17 protein-coding genes and 1 other RNA gene are annotated in these 20230 nt (G+C 43.6%); 3 read left to right on the top strand and 15 right to left on the bottom strand.

From position 1 onward, the window contains the following. Positions 1-116 precede the first annotated feature (116 nt). The 3 genes from rnpB to O3651_RS09670 all read right to left on the bottom strand — a co-directional run bounded on the left by rnpB (position 117) and on the right by O3651_RS09670 (position 1442). Positions 117-484: RNase P RNA component class B (rnpB, locus tag O3651_RS09680), an RNA gene on the bottom strand. Positions 485-498: 14 nt separating this feature from the next. Continuing rightward, on the bottom strand, positions 499-843 hold the full coding sequence (gene gpsB / locus O3651_RS09675; RefSeq protein ID WP_061423590.1) for a cell division regulator GpsB: 345 nt from the start codon (positions 841-843) through the stop codon (positions 499-501). Positions 844-914: 71 nt separating this feature from the next. Continuing rightward, positions 915-1442, bottom strand: a complete 528-nt coding sequence (locus O3651_RS09670; RefSeq protein WP_371610288.1) for a DUF1273 domain-containing protein — start codon at positions 1440-1442, stop codon at positions 915-917. Between the two features lie 67 nt (positions 1443-1509). On the opposite strand from O3651_RS09670, the gene recU reads away from it, so the two are divergent. Further along, on the top strand, positions 1510-2115 hold the full coding sequence (gene recU, locus O3651_RS09665) for a Holliday junction resolvase RecU (protein ID WP_311164464.1): 606 nt from the start codon (positions 1510-1512) through the stop codon (positions 2113-2115). Next, positions 2108-4264 carry a penicillin-binding protein PBP1A gene (gene pbp1a, locus O3651_RS09660; protein ID WP_371610287.1) on the top strand — a complete coding sequence of 719 codons (2157 nt, stop codon included), beginning with the start codon at positions 2108-2110 and terminating at the stop codon, positions 4262-4264. Before recU ends, pbp1a begins: the two co-directional genes overlap by 8 nt. An 81-nt stretch (positions 4265-4345) precedes the next feature. Here the strand turns inward: pbp1a and pepC are convergent, their stop codons facing one another. The 10 genes from pepC to secA form a co-directional block, all read right to left on the bottom strand. Then, entirely contained in the window at positions 4346-5692 is a 1347-nt protein-coding gene (gene pepC / locus O3651_RS09655; protein WP_371610286.1) for an aminopeptidase C, read from the bottom strand. A gap of 82 nt (positions 5693-5774) precedes the next feature. Beyond that, a complete protein-coding gene (locus tag O3651_RS09650) occupies positions 5775-6329 on the bottom strand; it encodes a GNAT family N-acetyltransferase (RefSeq protein WP_371610285.1) in 555 nt (184 codons plus the stop codon). A 47-nt stretch (positions 6330-6376) separates the two neighbouring features. Beyond that, positions 6377-7201 carry an ammonia-dependent NAD(+) synthetase gene (gene nadE, locus O3651_RS09645; RefSeq protein ID WP_371610284.1) on the bottom strand — a complete coding sequence of 275 codons (825 nt, stop codon included), beginning with the start codon at positions 7199-7201 and terminating at the stop codon, positions 6377-6379. Beyond that, positions 7198-8658, bottom strand: coding sequence for a nicotinate phosphoribosyltransferase (locus O3651_RS09640; RefSeq protein ID WP_371610283.1), 1461 nt, complete (start codon positions 8656-8658; stop codon positions 7198-7200). The genes nadE and O3651_RS09640 overlap by 4 nt, the downstream gene beginning before the upstream one ends. Before the next feature lie 313 nt (positions 8659-8971). Further along, complete coding sequence (gene recG, locus O3651_RS09635; protein ID WP_371610282.1) at positions 8972-10987, bottom strand: ATP-dependent DNA helicase RecG; 2016 nt, start codon at positions 10985-10987, stop codon at positions 8972-8974. A gap of 31 nt (positions 10988-11018) precedes the next feature. Continuing rightward, on the bottom strand, positions 11019-12125 hold the full coding sequence (gene alr, locus O3651_RS09630; RefSeq protein ID WP_371610281.1) for an alanine racemase: 1107 nt from the start codon (positions 12123-12125) through the stop codon (positions 11019-11021). Next, positions 12115-12477, bottom strand: coding sequence for a holo-ACP synthase (gene acpS / locus O3651_RS09625; protein WP_371610280.1), 363 nt, complete (start codon positions 12475-12477; stop codon positions 12115-12117). The genes alr and acpS overlap by 11 nt, the downstream gene beginning before the upstream one ends. A gap of 198 nt (positions 12478-12675) precedes the next feature. Then, the gene (locus tag O3651_RS09620) at positions 12676-13713 is read right to left on the bottom strand and encodes a 3-deoxy-7-phosphoheptulonate synthase (RefSeq protein ID WP_005591071.1); all 1038 of its coding nucleotides are present in this window, start codon (positions 13711-13713) and stop codon (positions 12676-12678) included. A gap of 1 nt (position 13714) precedes the next feature. Further along, positions 13715-14746, bottom strand: a complete 1032-nt coding sequence (locus tag O3651_RS09615; RefSeq protein WP_371610279.1) for a 3-deoxy-7-phosphoheptulonate synthase — start codon at positions 14744-14746, stop codon at positions 13715-13717. A 16-nt stretch (positions 14747-14762) separates the two neighbouring features. Further along, positions 14763-17282: a preprotein translocase subunit SecA gene (secA, locus tag O3651_RS09610; protein ID WP_148878424.1), complete on the bottom strand. Its 2520-nt coding sequence runs from the start codon at positions 17280-17282 to the stop codon at positions 14763-14765. A gap of 229 nt (positions 17283-17511) precedes the next feature. Here secA and queG point away from each other — a divergent pair, with 229 nt between their 5' ends. Next, the gene (gene queG / locus O3651_RS09605) at positions 17512-18636 is read left to right on the top strand and encodes a tRNA epoxyqueuosine(34) reductase QueG (RefSeq protein ID WP_371610278.1); all 1125 of its coding nucleotides are present in this window, start codon (positions 17512-17514) and stop codon (positions 18634-18636) included. Between the two features lie 77 nt (positions 18637-18713). Here the strand turns inward: queG and O3651_RS09600 are convergent, their stop codons facing one another. Then, positions 18714-19430 carry a YebC/PmpR family DNA-binding transcriptional regulator gene (locus tag O3651_RS09600; RefSeq protein ID WP_371610277.1) on the bottom strand — a complete coding sequence of 239 codons (717 nt, stop codon included), beginning with the start codon at positions 19428-19430 and terminating at the stop codon, positions 18714-18716. A 418-nt stretch (positions 19431-19848) separates the two neighbouring features. Further along, positions 19849-20230 (bottom strand): LPXTG cell wall anchor domain-containing protein (locus tag O3651_RS09595; RefSeq protein ID WP_371610276.1); only part of this gene is annotated, 382 nt, incomplete at its 5' end.

Genomic DNA, 20230 nt, shown 5'->3' with positions numbered 1-20230 from the left:
CATTTTGAGAAAAAACTTGCTTTCCTATTTTTTTGTCCCTTGCAGCAATCTTCTGTCCAAGGGGCTCTATATCTTAATCAAAAAGCTAGCATACGCTAGCTAACCTATGTGCAATTTTCTATAAGCCATGTTTTGTTCCAGAAATGACTAGGTACCATCTCCTTCGATAATCATCTGTCTACTGTTTCCAGTCAGAATGCTATGTTCGTTTCCACGCATTCCGTGCCCCGACCAAAGTTTGGGTTGCTAGCTTGAGGGGTTTACCGCGTTCCACTTCTTCTGTTTCCAGAAGAACTACGTCACTGTGGCACTTTCAGACCTATTCAGACCTATCTAAAGACTTAGCCTTTTCAGTCGCCGTAACGGATTGCTCCGTCCCTAGGCTTATTGTTTCGCCTAGCACAAACACTACCAGCATCACAGCCGGTGCTAGCATGGACTTTCCTCATGAAAATATTAAATCTTCACGCGATTATCCAAAAATTGCACTCTGCAACATTATTGCTCTTCGCTGTCCAGAATCTGTTTACCAAAAACTTCCTTTTCCAAACGGCTTAGGCGTTTCAAAATATCGAAGTTAGTCGCTGTTCCCATCTGTGGCATCTCAATTGTTGGTTGAGCTGGCTGACTAGGCGTTGAAGGAGTAGCAGTTGCTTGATTAGATACTTGTTCCTTCAGAAGGGTAATCTCCTCACGCAACTCCTTTACCAAAGCTGCATAAGTTTCATAATCCTTAATCACATCATCTAAAAATTCATCCACTTCAGCCTTGCTATATCCTCGCACTTCACGCTTAAAGTCTTGATCAAAAATATCTTTTGCTGTATAAATAATACTCGCCATGCTCTCACTCCAATCTAGTTTATCATATCCAATTATATACGAAAGCACCTATAAAAAGCAAGATTTATACCCTACTTTTCCGAAAAAATTTCTGCAACCTCATTCAGGTCATCAAATGTTAATTTTTTGATAAAATACTGTTCTTGATTCTTCATCTCCCTGTAAAGATACTTAAGATTGGTCTCATTTTCTTCATCGTAAAACAGGTAAGCTCCATCCGTATTTTGAAGCAGAAATTGATTGTACTCACGAAACTGACTCGGATTTTGATAGCTAGGATAAGCATATTTGACAAAATCTACTTGTTTAAAATCCGCTAGTTTAGCCTGATTTCCTTCGTTCCAATTTTTTCCCTGATCCTCAAAAAGAAAAATCGTAGCAAGCTTAAAATTGTAAACTTTTCTCAATTCCTGAGCGACTTCTAAAACCCAAGTTTCAAAACCTAGATTTCCCGTAAAGATGAGCCACTCCAATCCTTCATCCAGCAAGCGCTGTAAATCCCGTCTGACCGCCTCTTTGATGATCTTGATCCGCATGTCTTTTTCATTCATAATGCCAAGTTCAAAAGCCTTGTAACCTACAATTAATAGACTTGTCATTTATTCTCCCTCAAAAAATATTTTTATGATATAATAGAGTGATGTTATTGTACCAATAAGGAGTTTTATGGTCAACTACCCTCACAAGCTAAAAATAAAAAGTAAATTAGCCCATCCAAGTTCAAAGGCGGCTGTTAACTTTGCCAATCGTGGGATGTCTTTTGAGAAGATGATCAACGAATCCAACAACTACTACTTGAGTAGAGGACTCGCTGTCATTCATAAGAAACCGACACCCATTCAGATTGTCAAAGTGGACTATCCTCAACGCAGTCGCGCAAAGATTGTGGAGGCCTATTTCCGACAGGCATCCACGACTGATTATTCTGGCGTCTTTAAGGGACATTATATTGATTTTGAAGCCAAGGAAACACGGCAAAAAACGGCTATGCCTCTAAAGAATTTCCATCTACACCAGATTGAACATATGGAAGCTGTCCTTCAGCAAAAAGGAATCTGCTTTGTCTTACTGCACTTCTCTAGCTTGCGGGAGACTTATCTACTTCCGGCATCTTATTTGATTACATTTTATAAGATAGATAAAGGCGGAAAATCCCTCCCTTTATCTTACATTCAAGAACATGGATTTTTAATCGAAACAAAGCAATTTCCAAGCATCCCTTACCTTGAAATTATCGAACAAAAACTACTAGGTGGTATCTCAAATGAATAAACAAACCCTTTTGCAGGCCTTAAAATATCTTGCAACTGCCCTCTTATCTCTCTTTATCATTGGAGTTGTGGCTGGCGTTCTTGTCTTCACATACTATGTCGCCAAGTCTCCTACCCTTTCTGAGAAGGATCTTGTCGCAACAACTTCAAGTAAGATTTACGATAGCGATAACAATCTGATTGCGGACCTCGGTTCTGAAAAGCGGGTCAATGCGTCAACAGACCAGATCCCTACACAGCTAGTAGATGCCATCGTTGCGATTGAGGATCACCGTTTCTTTAATCACCGTGGGGTTGATTTTATTCGAATAGGCGGAGCCTTCCTGAGCAATCTTCGAGGAGGCGGACGCCAAGGGGGATCTACCTTAACCCAGCAGTTGATCAAGTTGACTTATTTCTCCACTTCCTCAGCGGATGCTACCCTTTCTCGGAAAATCCAAGAAGCATGGCTGGCAACTCAACTTGAGCGAAAGGCTACCAAACAAGAAATCCTGACATACTATGTCAATAAAGTCTATATGTCTAATGGAAATTACGGGATGCAAACAGCTTCTCAAAGTTACTACGGCAAAGATTTGAAAGATTTGACCCTTCCTCAGATTGCCCTGCTTGCAGGAATGCCTCAGGCTCCTAACCAATATGACCCTTACACAAATCCAGAAGCTGCCACTCAGCGTCGTAATCTCGTATTATCTGAAATGTATGAACTCAAGTACATCTCACCAGAACAATACGAACAAGCTATCAATACACCAGTGACCGACGGCTTACAGAGCTTGAAAAATTCAGCTAGCTATCCTGCCTATATGGATAACTACTTAAAAGAAGTTATTGAGCAAGTCGAAGAAGAAACTGGCTACAATGTCCTTACGACTGGTATGGAAGTTTATACCAACGTTAATACCGAAGCACAGAAAAAATTGTGGGATATTTACAACACGGAAGAATATGTTGCTTATCCAGATGATGAACTGCAAGTGGCATCAACTGTTATGGATGTTACCAACGGGAAAGTCATTGCCCAACTGGGTGCTCGCCATCAGTCTTCCAATGTTTCTTTTGGTACCAACCAAGCAGTCGAAACAAATCGCGACTGGGGTTCTACCATGAAACCAATTACCGATTATGCCCCAGCCTTGGAATACAATGTTTTCACTTCCACTGCTGCCTCAATCCAAGATGCTCCTTACTATTTCCCTGGAACATCTACTCCTGTCTATAACTGGGATAAACGCTATTATGGCTGGATTACTATCCAATACGCCATCCAAGAATCCCGTAACGTACCAGCCGTCAAATCGCTGGAAGCAGTCGGATTAGATAATTCATTGAAGTTCCTCAATGGCCTTGGTATCAATTACCCTGAAATGCATTATTCTAATGCGATTTCAAGTAATACAAGCGAATCTGGCAACCAATATGGAGCAAGTAGCGAAAAAATGGCTGCTGCCTACGCTGCCTTTGCTAATGGCGGTACATATTACAAACCGCAATACGTCAACCGAGTTGTCTTTAGCGACGGTACAGAAAAAGTCTTTTCAAATGGCGGATCAAAAGCCATGAAAGAAACGACAGCCTACATGATGACAGACATGATGAAGACAGTTCTTCAGTCTGGAACTGGTACCAATGCTGCAATTCCAGGAGTTTATCAAGCAGGTAAAACTGGTACTTCCAACTATGCAGATGATGAGCTAGAAAAGTTGACAAAACCTTACTACAGTTCTAGCATTGTCACACCAGACGAACTGTTTGTTGGCTACACTCCACAATACTCTATGGCTGTTTGGACTGGTTACTCAAATCGCCTCACTCCTGTTTTAGACGATGGAGTTAAGGTAGCAACCGATGTTTACCGCTCTATGATGCTCTATCTGACAGGCTATAGCAATGAAGACTGGACACCACCAAGCGGACTTTTCCGTAGCGGATCCTATCTCTATCTCAATGGTACTTCTACTTACAGCCGCGCTTATACCCAAGCATCTTCAAGCTCCACTTCTGAGTCAAGCTCAGAATCTTCAAGTCAAAGTACGAGCGAATCTAGCGAAGAACATAGTAGTACCAACTCTAGTTCCCAAACAAGTTCAACAAGTTCTGGAACAACCAGCAGCTCAACTAGTTCTAACCAAGGAACTGAACATCGTTAAACATAAAAAAGATTGGATTTTAGAAATCCAATCTTTTTTATGTTTAAATAAATCAATAGCTTTCTGCAATTGCTCATCCTATCAAATTATTTCGCCATTAGCAAGAGCTCCCATTGGATCCCATGGTGCTAGGACAATTGGATCAGCATTGTAGGCTGCCAACTCTTCTGGAGTCAATAATTCTTTTCTGACTACGATTTGGTAAGTGTACTCATCCATCCAAGCGTCGCTAGCGACAAAGTATCCCTTATCACCAACCTTTTCGCCCCAAGAATTTTCTACTTTCCATTTTTTAGCTTGACCATTTTCATCCAAGTCTACTCCAGCCAGTACCATGGCATGAGTCATGAGGCTTTCGCTATAATCAAGACGACCTGCCTTATCTTGGGTCAATTGGATATCCATGCTAGAGGTTAAATCATGCATACCTGCTTCCATGATACCAGCCTTGCGATTGCTGGACTGACCCACATCAGAGCCAAACCAAACAGTCTCGCCAGCCTGCATCTGTGCAATAGCTAATTCCTTGAGACGTTTCATTTCTACATTCAAATAGCGAACAGGTTTACTGCCGACTACATTGCCCAACATCTCGACTGTGTAAGACTTGCCATAAGGTTTATCGGCTGTTGGTGCATTGATAATAGACACATAGTCATCCAGCTTGAGATCTACATATTTTTGGTAAAAGGCCTGCGGAGTCAAATCAGCTTCCCTATGGTAATTACCGTCCTTGTCCCGATAAGCAAAGGCAAACTTCTGAGGCGGTAAGCCCAACGACATCGCTAGGAAGTTGAAAATTTCCTGCAGCAAAGCTTCTTTCTTAGCTTGTAGCATAGCCTCATCTGCACCACTCAAGGCCAGCTCACGCAAGATTTGCGCATCCTGACGCAAGAGTTTATTGAGCAACTGATTGAGTTCCCGGCTATTGCTGGATGAAATTGACTCTGGATAGACTGACTTAGGCACAACGCCGTATTTCTCAAAAAGCGCTACGACCATATCCCACTGACCGCCATCCTGCTGAGGCGTATCTAGGAGAAACTTGACCTTACGACTAGTCAATTCTTGGTCAGCCGTTGCCAAAACCTGCTCCAAAAACCAGTTAGATTTTTCATACTTATCCCAAAAGAAGGTATGAGCCTGAGACAGCTCAAAATCCTCCAGCTGGAAGCCCGCAATCATCTTGTGACGGAAAGTATTGAGAGCTGCAAACATCCAGCAGCGGCCAGATGCTTTTTGGTCACTGACCTTGTCTTTGGTGAGATCTAGTGAGAAAACAGGGGCATTTTCTACAGCAGCAGTCCGTTTTTCCAAAGAAGTCAATAGACCATTGTGGCTAATAGCATTTTCCATTGCCGCATACTTGGGGTTAGCCTCATAAGCAGCGTACAACTTATCTGTAAAATCTTGTTTTAATGAATTCATAAAATCCTCCTTGTCATTATACATCTATTATAGAACTTTAAAAAAAGAGCGCAAGTAAAAAAGTTAGGCTTGCCTAACTTTTTTATTTTAAATCTGATTTTAGGATCCCATAGACGGAAAAATCTTTGACTTGTCCTTTATGAAATATAGCCTGACGGAAAGTACCTTCGTAGTTCATGCCAGCTTTAGTCATAACACGCCCCGAAGCTGGATTGGCTGTTACAAATCTTGCTGTGACACGATTGAATTCTGCGTCTTGCAAGAGGTAGTTCAAAACAGCTTTCAAAGCTTCTGTCATCAGCCCTTGCCCCCAATAGTCTTTACTTAAAATATAACCGACCTCGCAAGCATTAACTGCTTCATCTCTATCTACCACACTAATATCACCAATCACTTGTTCAGGTTTTTCCTTCAGGCAGATGGCCCACTTGTAAAAATCCAGGTTTTGATAGTTCTCAATCCAGCGAGCAATAGATTGTTGGGTGACTTCAGGACTCTTGTAAGCATCCCAGGTCACATGCAACAAATTATCCGGACGAGAAGCCCAATTGTCATACATAGCTTGAGCATCCGATTCCAGAAAATGTCTTAGCAAAAGGCGTTTGGTTTCAATAGACTGTGTACCTGTATTTTTCATAACTTCCCCATTTCTTGGCTCAGACTAAAAAGTTTCGATCGAGATTTTCACTTCCAAAATTCATCAAAAATTGTAATTGGCAAATGGCGTTTGTGCTGACCTTTGTGCCACCAAGACTCGATCGTTTCTTGGGCTTGGGCTGAAACGGACTTGCCTTCGAGATAGTCGTCAATTTCATTATAGGTCACACCCAGAGCGACTTCATCCGCAATCCCAGGTTTTTCTTCTTCCAAGTCAGCCGTCGGCACCTTTTCATAGAGAGCCGGATCCGCTCCTAAGGCGGCCAAAAGCTGCTTTCCTTGACGCTTATTGAGACGGTAGAGCGGTAAAATATCTGCTCCACCATCCCCAAACTTGGTGAAAAAGGCCGTGACATTTTCTGCTGCATGGTCGGTCCCAATGACAGCTCCGCTATATGAACCAGCCAAAGCATACTGGGCAATCATGCGGCTACGCGCCTTGATATTGCCCTTGTTAAAGTCAGAGACTTTGGCACCTGTCGCCTCTACAGCTTTTGTCATGGCATCAGCCGATTCCTTGATATTAACTGTCAGACTGAGATCAGGCTGGATGAAAGCCAGAGCCTTTTGGGCATCGTCCTCATCCGCTTGAATGCCGTAAGGCAGGCGGACAGCGATAAAACGATAGCTCTCATCTCCTGTCTCTGCCCTCATTTCTTCTACGGATATCTGGGCTAAACGACCAGCCAAGGTTGAGTCCTGACCACCAGAAATGCCCAAAACATAGCTTTTCAAAAAAGGATGTTTTCTCAGATAGGCCTTGAGAAAGTCCACCGATTTGCGGATTTCTTCCTCTGGATCAATGACTGGTTTGACGCCTAGTTGACGGATGATTTCTTCTTGTAGACTCATTTTTCTGCTCCTGTCTGGTAGGCTTTCTTGCGCATCTGGTCAATCAAGTCCATCTTATCCTGCCAGATATCACGCGCCAAATCGACAGGATAATCTTGTGGATTGAGGACCCGTTTGTACTCGTCCCAGAGTTTGTCAAATTCTTGTCGGGCATAGTCCTGAATCTCAGACAGACTCGGCAAATCGTAAACGAGCTGGCCTTCTTTATAAATATCCACCAAGAGTGGCACCGCATCGAAATTCTTGACTGTTTTGTTAATATAAGTATAAGTCGGATGGAACATTTCCAGCTCTGCCAGATGGGTGACATCTACACCATCATAAGTGATGTAGTCGCCCTCAGACTTGCCTTTTTCACGGCTGGTAATCCGCCAAACCTGCTTCTTGCCCGGAGTCGAAACCTTTTCAGCATTGTTAGACAGCTTGATGGTGTTACGCAAGTGCCCATTCTCATCTTCAATCGCTACAATTTTGTAAACCGCACCCAGAGCTGGCTGATCGTAAGCAGTAATCAGCTTGGTTCCCACACCCCAGACATCAATCTTGGCCTTTTGCATTTTCAAGTTGAGGATGGTATTCTCATCCAAATCATTGGAAGCATAGATTTCAGCATTTGGGAAGCCCGCTTCATCTAACTGCTGGCGAACTTTTTTGGAAATATAGGCCAAGTCTCCAGAATCGATCCGTACACCCAAGAAATTGATTTTATCCCCAAATTCACGCGCTACACGAATAGCCGTAGGAACCCCGATCCGAAGCGTATCGTAGGTGTCTACCAAGAACACACAGTCCCGATGAGTGCTTGCATAAGCCTTGAAAGCCTCGTAATCATTGCCATAAACCTGCACAAGTGCATGGGCATGCGTCCCTAGAACGGGAATATCAAAGAGCTTACCCGCTCGAACATTGCTGGTACCGTTGGCCCCACCGATAACAGCGGCCCGCGTACCCCAAATCGCTGCATCCATTTCCTGAGCACGACGGGTACCAAACTCCATCAACGGCTCATCTTCGATCACAGAGCGGATGCGAGCTGCCTTGGTCGCAATCAAGGTTTGGAAATTTACGATATTTAAAATAGCTGTTTCCACCAACTGACATTGAGCCAGCGGCCCTTCGACCTGAACAATCGGCTCATTGGCAAAAACCAAATCTCCTTCTTTAGCAGAGCGCACGGTCAGCTGCATCTTGAAATCGCGTAAGTACTCTAAGAAAGCTCCATTATAGCCCAAGGACGCTAAATAGTCCAAATCCGTCTGACTGAATGTCAAATCATTCAGATAAGCCACAATCCTCTCTAAGCCCGCAAAAACGGCATAGCCATTATTAAAAGGATTCTTGCGAAAATAAACTTCAAAAACAGCACGCTTATTATGGATACCTTCGTTGAAATAAACCTGCATCATATTGATTTGATATAAGTCTGTATGTAAAGTCAAACTGTCATCTGGAAACATAATTGAGCTCCTTTTATCATATTTATTCTATATTATAACATAAATTGTAAGAAAGCCTTGATTCAATAGCAAAATACCTCCAGAATTTCTTCCAGAGGTATCGTCTTTTATCTTTCACTTGGAATATTAGATTCCATAAGTCTTGTTCACGCGGCGCATCTGTTTAAATTCTTTTTTATAGGTTACTTTAACTGCTACTTTCATTTTTGCCACCTCGTTTCTTTTGATGCTTTTATTATAGACCTCAAAGCTTAAGGAAGGCTTAGAATTTTCTTGCAGAAAGCTTAAACAAATACATCCAAACTTTATCTTGCTAGTCCAGAAAATCGCGTTTTTCAAGATGCAGGGATACAAGGTGCCAATTGGCATCCTGCCGCCAGCTAGGATTAGCAACGATTTGACTGGCTACCTTGCGCGCTTCTTCCAAAATGGGATAGTCCTCCACGATGTCCGCCACCTGAAACTCTGGAATACCAGACTGGCGGGTCCCGAAAATTTCACCAGAGCCACGCATCTTGAGGTCTTCCTCAGCCAGAACGAAGCCATCTGTTGTCTCGGTCATGATTTTCATCCGTTTCTTGCCAGACTCTGTCTTGGGATTGGCAACCAGCACAGCATAAGACTGCTTATTTCCTCGACCCACTCGTCCCCGCAACTGATGAAGCTGGCTGAGTCCGAAGCGGTCAGCATCCATGATAACCATGATGGTTGCATTCGGAACATTGACGCCGACTTCAATAACTGTAGTTGACACTAGAATATCTGTTTTCCCATCCTTGAAATCCTGCATAATGGCCTCTTTTTCGTCATTTTTCATACGACCGTGAAGGAGAGCCACCTGAGCCTGATTGGCAAAGTAGGCCTTGAGCTCTTCCTCTAGAGCAATCGCGTTTTTCAAGTCCAAAGCCTCGGATTCCTCAATCAAGGGAGAAATGAAGTAGACTTGGGCACCCTTTGCCAGCTCTTTTTTCATCCAGTCCAAGACCACTTCCAACTGCTCATGCTTGACCCAACGAGTAATGATGGGCTTGCGGCCAGCCGGCATCTGGTCGATGATAGAGACATCCATATCGCCAAAAGCAGTAATGGCCAAAGTCCGAGGAATAGGCGTGGCTGTCATCATGAGAACGTCTGGATTATTTCCCTTTTCCCGCAAAATCCGACGCTGGTCCACCCCAAAACGATGCTGCTCATCAATAATGACCAGGCCCAGTCGATGATAGACCACTCCTTCCTGAATCAAGGCATGGGTGCCAACCACCATATCCACTTGTCCTGACTCTATGGCAGCCAAAGTCTCTCTGCGTTCAGCAGCTTTCATACCACCAGTTAGGAGAGCCAAATTCAGTTCAGGAAAGAGCTGAGTCAGGCTATCCAAATGCTGCTCAGCCAAAATTTCTGTCGGAACCATCAAAGCCGACTGATAGCCTGCCGTATGGGCGGCATACATGGCCAAACCAGCCACCACGGTCTTACCACTACCAACATCTCCCTGCAGGAGGCGGTTCATGTGGGCAGGCGATTGCAAATCACCGAGAATTTCTTCCAGACTTCGCTCCTGAGCTTCCGTCAGAGAAAATGGCAGCTCAGCCTTCTTTTGAGCCAGCATTTTTTCCTGCCAAGGAATAGCCAGTCCCTGGCTGACATCCTTGGTTTCATGCTTCAGAACCTGCAGCTGCATCTGAAAATAAAAAAGTTCTTCAAATTTGACCCGACGCAGGGCCTGCTTATATTCCGCCAAATCCTTAGGAAAGTGCATAGCACGCACAGCTTGAGTGCGCCCCAAAAGCTGATAGCGCTCCAGAAGGACAGGAGGAAGATTTTCCTCTAACAACTGATCCAAACCTTGGTCAAAGGCCGCCTTAATCAGCTTGACTAGACTGGCCTGACTAATCCCTTGGGCAACTCGATAGACTGGCTGCAAGTCATCTTCAACCTGAGCTAACACCTTCATCCCCGTCAGACTAGCCTTGGCTTTATCCCATTTACCAAAAATAGCCACCGTCGCTCCCAGTTCGATCTTATCTGCTAGATAAGGCTGGTTGAAAAAGTTGACTGCAATCGCGACTTCTCCCTGCTTGATCGTGAAACGCAGGCGATTACGCTTGTAGCCATAATACTGGACATTAGCTGGAGTCGCGACGATCCCAGAAATAACTGCCTTTTCTCCATCTTCCAAGTCGAGGACATTCTTGCTCTTAAAATCCTCATAGCGAAAAGGAAAATAGAGCAGGAGATCCTGCAGGCTCTCAAGGCCTAATTTTTTAAATTTTTCAGCCGATTTTGGTCCTACTCCTGGCAGGGCCGTTAAAGCCTGATGCAGATTCATCCTGTCTCCTTTCCTTCTTCTTGATTATCTTTTACTTTTTATACTCTCTCGGTACCCTGTCGCTGATTAAGCAGACCACTTCATAATTGATCGTACCACGCTTTTCCGCCACATCCGTTGCTGTGATAAGCTCAGCGCCGCTCTGGCCAATCAAGACCACCTGCGTTCCCAAAGGGTAGACTCGAGGCAGACGCACCGTGATTTGATCCATGGAAACACGACCGACAATTGGACAGCGCTGACCATCGATCAAGACATCAAAGCCCTGCATATCCCGGGTCCAGCCATCAGCGTAACCCAAAGGAATGGTTCCAATGATTTGCTGACTGTCACTGGTATAGGTTGCCCCATAACCGACATGGGCGCCTGCTTGAATTTCTTTGATATGAACCAAGGCAGATTCTAAGCTCAAAGCTGATTTGACCTCATAAGGCAGGTCCAGCACTCGTCCGCTAGGATTCAGACCGTAGATAATATCGCCCAGCCGAACAGCATTCATAATCGTTTCACTGTGCCAGAGAGTTGTAGCAGAGTTGCTAGCATGCACAATCGGCGGCAAGAAAGCTAACTCACTCAAAATCTCTTTAAAACGATTTAATTGGGCTACAAAATGACTTGTATCTAATTCGTCAGCTGTTGCAAAATGAGTGAAAATCCCTTCTATCACAGCACCTGCTGCTTGCAGGCGGCTAATTGCTTGCTGGGCTTCTTGACTATCACGAAAGCCAATGCGTCCCATGCCTGAATCAATCTTGATATGAACAGTCAAACCCGTCAGATTAGCCTGCTGGCTCAAGAGTTCCTCCAGCCAAGCTAGGCTGGCCACCGTCAAGGTAATCTGCTGCTGAATCGCTAAAGGCACAGCTTCCAATGAAGAAACACCCAAAATAAGAATGGGTTTAGCAATGCCAGCTTCTCGTAGTTCGAGGGCTTCGTCAATATTAGACACACAAAAACCGTCTACAAGCGGCTGAATATGCTGAGAGACAGGAACCGCGCCATGTCCATAAGCATTGGCCTTGACTACTGCCCACTTCTGGACCGACTGGGGAATATGAGCCACAATTTGCTCAATATTAAATGCAATAGCAGACAGGTCTATGACTGCTTTAGTGGGTCTATGTAGACTAGCTTTCATTGTATTCCTCCAAAATCACACTGGCGGTCACCAGATTTCCGGCATGGCTGATTGATAGCCATACCGAACCATCAAAGGGGGACTTGCTAAAATAAGGCGCCCCCTTATCATCATTTAAAATTTCCAAATCCTGAAAAGTCACTGGGCCAATACCGGTCCCCCAAGCCTTGGCAAAGGCTTCCTTGGCTGACCAGCGACCTGCCAAATATTCCAGCTTGCGCTTGCCCTTTAAGGAGCCAAACCGAGCCAACTCCTGAGCCGTCAAGATTTTCTCAGCAAAGCGCTCATTCTTCTCGTAGGCCCGACCAATGCTGGAAATCTCTTCTATATCTATTCCGTGTCCTCTTATCATACTTCTATTAGGAATACGAAGCAAGGCCCTTCTCCCAAGGAGATTGAAAGAAAATCTAATTTCGACAAGGCAAACCGATGAGAATGACACTGAAATGCATCAAAGAGGTTTAACATCATCAAAATTAGATTTTCGTAGAGTATGAGCTTGCCTATATTCATTAGTAGACTTCTAGCAAAGCCTCCTAATCCTTTCTATTTAAGCTTCTTTTTCTAAGGTCTCATAGATTTCCTGAACGAGTTCTTCTGTCTTATCCCAGCCCAAGCAAGGATCGGTAATAGACTTACCAAAGACTTCTGGCTCATTCTGGCGGCCATCCTCCAAATAGGATTCAATCATGAATCCACGTACAGCCTTCTTGATTTGCTCATTCCAAGCACAGTTGATCAGAGTCTGACGGATAATCCGGATCTGCTCCAAATACTGCTTGCCAGAATTATCATGATTGGTATCAATCAGGATGAAAGGATTGGACAGCTTCATTTCTTCATAGCGTTTGATCACATCCAGAAGATTTTCGTAATAGAAGTTAGGCTTGTTCTTACCGTACTCATCTAACGCACCACGCAAAATCACATGCGCAAGAGGATTTCCTAACGTTTCTACTTCCTGACCATGATAAAGGAAGATTTGCTTATTTTGAGCAGCATAGACGGCATTAAACATGACTCCAAGATTGCCAGATGTTGGATTTTTCATACCAACCGGAGCGTCAATGCCAGACGCTACAAAGCGGTGTTCTTGGTCTTCAACCGATCGAGCACCTACGGCATGGTAACTAACCAAATCATCTACCAGAACTAGATTGGAAGGATAGAGCATTTCATCAGCTGTGGTCAAGCCTGTCTCAGTAATAACTCGGTAATGAAGCTGGCGCACTGCCTTCAGTCCATTGATCAAGCTAGGGCTTTTTGAAGTATCTGGTTGGTGAACGAGCCCTTTATAGCCGTCCCCATTGGTCCGAGGCTTGGCAGTATAGACCCGCATGACGATAAAAATCTTATCCGCCACTTTCTGCTGGAGGTCAGCCAAGCGGCGAGCGTACTCCAGTACCGCCTCTTCATTGTCAGATGAGCAGGGGCCGATAACCAAGAGCAGGCGTTGATCTTCTCCCTTGATGATGGCGGCCAATTCCTGATCACGCTGATGTTTCTTTTTCAGAGCTTGGTCTGACAAAATCGTTGCAGACTTGATCTGCTCGATATCAATTTCCTGACCTTTTTCTATAAATGCCATATTATTTACCTAGTGTGTCGTATATCTCATGGACGAGTTCGACCGTCTTGTCCCAGCCTAGGCATGGATCTGTGATAGACTTGCCAAAGACTTCTGGTTCATTTTGTCGGCCATCTTCCAAGTAAGATTCAATCATAAAGCCACGAACAACCTTCTTGATTTTATCATTCCAGTCGCGATTGATCAAAGTCTGACGAACAATACGGACTTGCTCCAAATACTGCTTGCCAGAGTTGTCATGGTTTGTATCAATGATGATAAATGGATTTTCTAATCCCATTGCTTCATACTGGGCGATTGTGTCCAGCAGATTATCATAATAGTAGTTCGGAATGTTCTTCCCATATTCATTGATGGCACCGCGCAGAATCGCATGAGCCAAAGGATTTCCACTCGTCTCTACTTCCCGATTGGCAAAGAGGAAGCTCTGCTTGTTCTGAGCCGCATAAATACCGTTAAACATGACATTTAGATTGCCAGATGTTGGATTTTTCAAACCAGTCGGAAAATCCGCTCCACTGGCTACAAAGCGGTGCTGCTGATCTTCAACAGAACGAGCACCGATCGCCATATAGGAAATCAAATCATCTACTAGGGGAAGATTTTCTGGATAAAGCATCTCGTCAGCCGTCGTCATTCCAGTTTCTGAAATCACGCGGTAATGCAGATTGCGAACCGCCTTAATACCGTTGATTAGGCTAGGTGCCGCTGTCGCATTAGGCTGGTGAATCAAGCCCTTGTAGCCATCACCATTGGTCCGTGGCTTGGCTGTATAAACCCGCATGACCATAAAGATCCGATCTTTGACTTCTTCCTGAAGAGCTGCCAAACGCTTAGCGTATTCCAAGACAGCTTCTTCATTGTCTGAGGAGCAAGGACCGATAACCAAAAGGATGCGATCATCCTCACCGCAGATAATAGCTTCTAGTTGGCGATCTCGTTCTTGCTTACGAGCCAAAATAGAACCTTCTAACTTAGCAAGCTGACGCACTTCTGCTACATTGATTGGTTGACTAGTTGCTTTAAAGGTCATCTTCTCTCCTTATAAACTACTTCTTGCGACCATGACAGTTTTTAAATTTCTTACCTGAACCACATGGACATAAATCATTTCTTTTTACAGAGGATAAATCAACATCTTTTGGAAGATTTGGGTTTTGGGCAGCAATGTTTCGAGTAGCTGTCGTGCTGATACTGTGCTCTGTACGTGGACGTTCTTGCTCATGGATCTGTGCTTTCATCATGAGACGAGTCACATCAAACTCGATAGAGCCGATCATATCATTAAACATCCGGAAACCTTCTGCCTGATATTCAACAACTGGGTTGTTCTGAGCATATCCGCGAAGCCCCACAGCCTGACGCAATTGATCCAAGGCGTCGATATGATCTGTCCATTTATTATCTACAACTCGTAGAATCAGCACTTTTTGGAACTCTTGAACTGCTTCTTCATCACGAAGTTTAGAAACCTGATTGGCATAAACTTCAGAAGCTCGCTCCATCAAGTAATCTTTGATCTCTTGATTTGATTTACCTTCTAAATCATCAGCTGAGATAGAATCCTCTGCTACAAGATTATATTTAGCAAAATTCAGAATCGCTTCTATCTTTTCATCATGATCTGAATGACTGCTTCCATCTACAATCCGATTAATCGTCCGACGGATCATAGCATGAATTTCTGGAGCCAAATCACGGTCTGCTGTGATGACATCATAGCGTTGAGAATAGATAATTTCACGTTGTTCGCGCATGACATCGTCATATTGGAGGACTTGCTTCCGAGTATCGTAGTTATTTCCTTCAACCCGTTTTTGGGCTGCTTCCACCTGACGCGTTAGCATCCGAGACTTGATGACAGACTCTTCTTCGCTCAGATTCATCCGGTCTAGCAAGGCCTTAATACGCTCTGAACCGAAGCGTTTCATCAAATCGTCTTCTAGAGATAGGTAGAATTGTGATTCACCCGGATCTCCTTGACGACCTGAACGTCCACGAAGCTGGTTATCAATCCGGCGGCTTTCATGGCGCTCTGTACCAATGACACAAAGTCCACCCAATTCACGGACACCTTCACCTAGCTTGATATCGGTACCACGTCCAGCCATATTGGTCGCGATGGTAATAGCTCCACGCTGACCAGCATTCATGATAATCTGTGCTTCTTTATAGTGGTTTTTAGCATTCAGAACTTCATGAGGAATTCCTGCAGCCACCAATTTTTGAGAAAGATAGTCACTCGTGTCAACCGATACTGTACCGACCAAGACAGGTTGACCTGTTTTGTAACGTTCCTTGACGTCTTCCACGACTGCTTTAAACTTCGCTTCCAAGCTAGGATACAGCAAATCTGGATGGTCAATACGTTGGACCGGACGGTTAGTTGGAATTGGAATTACGCGAATATTATAAATTTCACGGAATTCTTCTTCTTCTGTTTTACCAGTCCCTGTCATCCCTGACAGCTTTTTATACATACGGAAAAGGTTCTGGTAGGTAATCGAAGCAGATGTCTTTGATTCTTCTTGGATAGGCACAGCTTCTTTTGCTTCAATCGCTTGGTGGAGTCCATCAGAGAAACGACGACCTTCCATTGTACGTCCAGTAAATTGGTCAACAATGAGGATTTCCTGCTTTTCACTCACGACATAATCCACATCTAAGGTCATGATATAGTTAGCACGTAAGGCATTGTCGATAAAGTGAGTCAAAGCAACATTCTCAAGGTCGTATAGATTTTCTAAGTTAAAGTAACTTTCAGCCTTGTCAATACCAGAATCTGACAAACCAATCGTCTTAGATGGGATATCAATGATATAGTCATCTTTTTGAAGTGTTTTCACAAAGCTATCCGCTCTATAATAAAGCTGATTCGTATCAGAAGCTGTCGGTCCTGACACGATCAATGGCGTACGCGCTTCGTCAATCAAGATAGAATCCACCTCGTCAACCAAGGCATAGTTAAGTGGGCGCTGCACCATATTTTCAGCCCGAACCACCATGTTATCGCGCAGGTAGTCAAAACCAATTTCAGAGTTGGTTGAGTAGGTGATATCACAAGCATAAGCTTCTCTTTTTTCCATTGGTGACTTAGATGCTAGGTTGATACCAACAGAAAGTCCCAACCAAGAATAAAGTTCACCCATCTCAGTCGCATCACGCTCAGATAAGTATTCATTGACCGTTACTACGTGAACTCCTTGACCAGATAAGGCATTCAGGTAAACAGGCATAGTCGCTGTCAGGGTTTTTCCTTCCCCCGTACGCATTTCTGGCACATCACCATGGTGAAGGACAATCCCCCCCATAATCTGAACCTTATATGGGAAAAGACCTAAGACACGCTTAGCTCCTTCGCGGACAACTGCAAATGCTTCAAACAAAAGTTGATCTAAAGTTTCACCATTTGCATAGCGTTCCTTAAATTCAACCGTTTTTGCTTGCAATTCTTCATCGGTCAAGGCTGCCATTTCGTCCTCATAGGACATGACCTTGTCCGCCATCTTTTCTAATTTTCTTATTTCACCTTTATCATTTTCGATGATTTTTTTTAAAATATTAGCCATTTTATTCCTTACTCGCTATGTTCTGTTTATAAATGTTTCCTCTCATTATAGCATGTTTCCCCATATCTTTCAAGAAATAATCCATTTGGCAACTGGCTTGAAAGGCTGTCGTTTCTCAATTTAAACACTTATCTGCCTAACTCTTCTTGCACTCAAATTTGCTAAATTATCATGGTTTTCACGAAGTAGTTTCTCGCATAATTCTCATAATTTCGATATAATAATAGCAATGAATATCAAAGAAGAAATTATCAAATTATCAAAAGACATTGGCATTTCTAAAATTGGCTTCACGACAGCAGATGACTTTGACTATCTGGAAAAGTCGCTGCGCTTGGCCGTAGAAGAAGGCCGAAATTCAGGATTTGAACATAAGAATATTGAGGAGCGAATTAAGCCTAAGCTGAGTTTGGCCTCAGCCAAGACCATCATCTCTATCGCAGTCGCCTACCCCCACAAGCTCAAGCAACAGCCACAAAAAACAGCTTACAAACGGGGGAAATTCACTCCCAACAGCTGGGGGCTGGATTACCACTATGTCCTACAAGACAAGCTAGATCGGCTTGCAAAGGGAATTGAGGAGTTGACTGCCGACTTTGAATATAAAGGCATGGTGGATACAGGAGCCTTGGTCGACACCGCTGTAGCCCGGCGAGCAGGAATAGGCTTTATCGGCAAGAACGGCTTAGTCATCTCCAAGGAATTTGGCTCCTACATGTTTTTAGGAGAGCTCATTACCAATCTGGACATTGAACCTGACCAGCCTGTCGACTATGATTGCGGAGACTGCAATCGCTGCGTGACGGCCTGTCCTACCTCCTGCCTCATTGGTGATGGGACTATGAACGCCAAGCGCTGCCTATCTTTTCAAACCCAAGATAAGGGCATCATGGATCTAGAATTTCGCAAAAAAATCAAGACAGTCATCTATGGTTGCGACATCTGCCAAATTTGCTGCCCCTATAATAAAGGTTTAGACAATCCACTCGCAACTGATATCGACCCCGAACTGGCCCATCCAGAGCTCCTACCTTTCTTGGAACTTTCTAATGGTCAGTTTAAGGAAAAATTTGGCCATATAGCAGGTAGCTGGCGGGGCAAAAACATCCTGCAGCGCAATGCCATCATTGCTCTAGCCAACGCCAATGATCGCTCTGCTATTCCCAAACTGCTAGAAATTATCGATAGAGGGCAAAATCCTATCCATATCGCTACGGCCATCTGGGCTCTCAGTCAGCTAGTACGCGAAGCCAATCCTGAAATGATTGAGATGATTCTTGCTGTGAAAAATCCCACAGAAGCTATCAAAGAGGAACAGGAACAATTCCTAAAAAAATTTCACTTAACTAACTAAAAATAATACAGTCTGATTTAGAAACTGCCTTAGAACGCAGCTTATACTAAATCAGACTGTATTTTTATGTTATTCAATTAGAAGCCATCTACGTTGGTGTAGATTTTTTGGACATCTTCATCGTCTTCAAGGACGCTATACAATTTTTCGAAGGTTTCTAAATCTTCTCCTGTTAATTCCACTTCAGACTGAGGAATCATTTCCAGCTCTGTCACTTGGAATTCTTGGATACCAGATTCACGCAAAGCTACGATTGCTTTATGTAGATCAGTTGGTGCTGTATAAACTGTGATACTTCCTTCTTCAGCCTCTACATCGTCCACATCTACATCTGCTTCTAAAAGCAATTCAAAGATGCTGTCTGCATCATCACCAGCAAAAACGATGACGCCTTTATTATCAAAAAGATAAGATACAGAGCCGCTAGCTCCCATGTTTCCGCCATTTTTCCCAAAGGCTGCACGGACATTGGCCGCAGTTCGGTTAACATTCGAAGTCAATGTGTCAACGATCAACATAGAACCATTCGGCCCAAAGCCTTCATAACGACCTTCTGTAAAGGTCTCGTCTGTATTTCCCTTAGCCTTGTCAATCGCCTTGTCAATAACATGCTTTGGCACTTGCGCTTGCTTAGCGCGATCAATAACGAACTTAAGGGCTGTGTTCAACTCAGGATCTGGTTCACCTTTTTTCGCTACTACATAGATCTCTACACCGAATTTAGCATAAACTTTTGAGTTTGCGCCGTCTTTAGCTGTTTTCTTAGCTACAATATTGGCCCACTTACGTCCCATTGGAATTTCTCCTTTAACTATTCTACTATTTTAATCTTCCTTATTATAACACAGGAAAGACGAAAAATCATCCAACAAAAACAGGAAAGTCCCCAATTCCCTAAAATTATCTGCTGAAGTACAAACTAGATATAGAAAAGATTAGGGCACTAGTTCCTTATACATTTTAGAATACCGAGATCAGTCATTACATTCTCTCGATAGTAAAAAGAATGAAGCTAATAAATTTGAAGTGATATCCCTATCATTCTCCAGTAAATCTCCTATTTTACTAGAGTCTTCTCTCATTTCTTACCACCAAAGTTTGCTAATCAAATAAATAAAAAATCGATAACTTCGTAAAGAAGTTATCGATTTTTGCGAGCTGTTAACTAAGCGTCCACAACTCTTCAGTGATTACTATCCAAGCTAGAAAGAATTAATCTTCTTCTTTCAATCTTGATTTAATCAAGCTGACACCTGCGAGTGTTGCAACAATTCCTAAACCAAGTACTGCTGCTGAAGATGATTTCTCACCTGTATTTGGCAGAGCAGTAGTTCCAGGAACTTTCGGTTCCACTGGCTTGTTCGGTACTTGTTTATTTGGTACCGGAGCTGGAGTTGGTGGAACAGGTGTAGGTGTAGGTGGAACTTCTACCTTCTTGTAAGTCACGACTTCATCAGCTGGTTTAGCTGAGTCTGCTGTAACTGTCACATCTGCTACGCTAGCTTTATCCGCTACGTAATCCTTGATGTCTGGTGAAGTTTGTCCCTTGATCACGTCATCTTGTGATGTCCATGGGCCTTTTTCTACGATCGCT

Source organism: Streptococcus sp. 27098_8_73 (genome assembly GCF_041432495.1).
Lineage (GTDB): Bacteria > Bacillota > Bacilli > Lactobacillales > Streptococcaceae > Streptococcus.
This window is presented reverse-complemented; position numbering and strand designations above follow the sequence as displayed.

What these genes read in the sequence shown, in the direction of transcription:
- O3651_RS09620 (WP_005591071.1), bottom strand. Translation starts at nt 13,713, where the DNA reads ATGGCATTTATAGAAAAAGGTCAGGAAATTGATATCGAGCAGATCAAG.
- O3651_RS09640 (WP_371610283.1), bottom strand. Translation starts at nt 8,658, where the DNA reads ATGTTTCCAGATGACAGTTTGACTTTACATACAGACTTATATCAAATC.
- secA (WP_148878424.1), bottom strand. Translation starts at nt 17,282, where the DNA reads ATGGCTAATATTTTAAAAAAAATCATCGAAAATGATAAAGGTGAAATA.
- acpS (WP_371610280.1), bottom strand. Translation starts at nt 12,477, where the DNA reads ATGATAAGAGGACACGGAATAGATATAGAAGAGATTTCCAGCATTGGT.
- queG (WP_371610278.1), top strand. Translation starts at nt 17,512, where the DNA reads ATGAATATCAAAGAAGAAATTATCAAATTATCAAAAGACATTGGCATT.
- O3651_RS09650 (WP_371610285.1), bottom strand. Translation starts at nt 6,329, where the DNA reads ATGAAAAATACAGGTACACAGTCTATTGAAACCAAACGCCTTTTGCTA.
- O3651_RS09615 (WP_371610279.1), bottom strand. Translation starts at nt 14,746, where the DNA reads ATGACCTTTAAAGCAACTAGTCAACCAATCAATGTAGCAGAAGTGCGT.
- nadE (WP_371610284.1), bottom strand. Translation starts at nt 7,201, where the DNA reads ATGAGTCTACAAGAAGAAATCATCCGTCAACTAGGCGTCAAACCAGTC.
- pbp1a (WP_371610287.1), top strand. Translation starts at nt 2,108, where the DNA reads ATGAATAAACAAACCCTTTTGCAGGCCTTAAAATATCTTGCAACTGCC.
- recG (WP_371610282.1), bottom strand. Translation starts at nt 10,987, where the DNA reads ATGAATCTGCATCAGGCTTTAACGGCCCTGCCAGGAGTAGGACCAAAA.
- alr (WP_371610281.1), bottom strand. Translation starts at nt 12,125, where the DNA reads ATGAAAGCTAGTCTACATAGACCCACTAAAGCAGTCATAGACCTGTCT.
- O3651_RS09600 (WP_371610277.1), bottom strand. Translation starts at nt 19,430, where the DNA reads ATGGGACGTAAGTGGGCCAATATTGTAGCTAAGAAAACAGCTAAAGAC.
- gpsB (WP_061423590.1), bottom strand. Translation starts at nt 843, where the DNA reads ATGGCGAGTATTATTTATACAGCAAAAGATATTTTTGATCAAGACTTT.
- recU (WP_311164464.1), top strand. Translation starts at nt 1,510, where the DNA reads ATGGTCAACTACCCTCACAAGCTAAAAATAAAAAGTAAATTAGCCCAT.
- O3651_RS09670 (WP_371610288.1), bottom strand. Translation starts at nt 1,442, where the DNA reads ATGACAAGTCTATTAATTGTAGGTTACAAGGCTTTTGAACTTGGCATT.
- pepC (WP_371610286.1), bottom strand. Translation starts at nt 5,692, where the DNA reads ATGAATTCATTAAAACAAGATTTTACAGATAAGTTGTACGCTGCTTAT.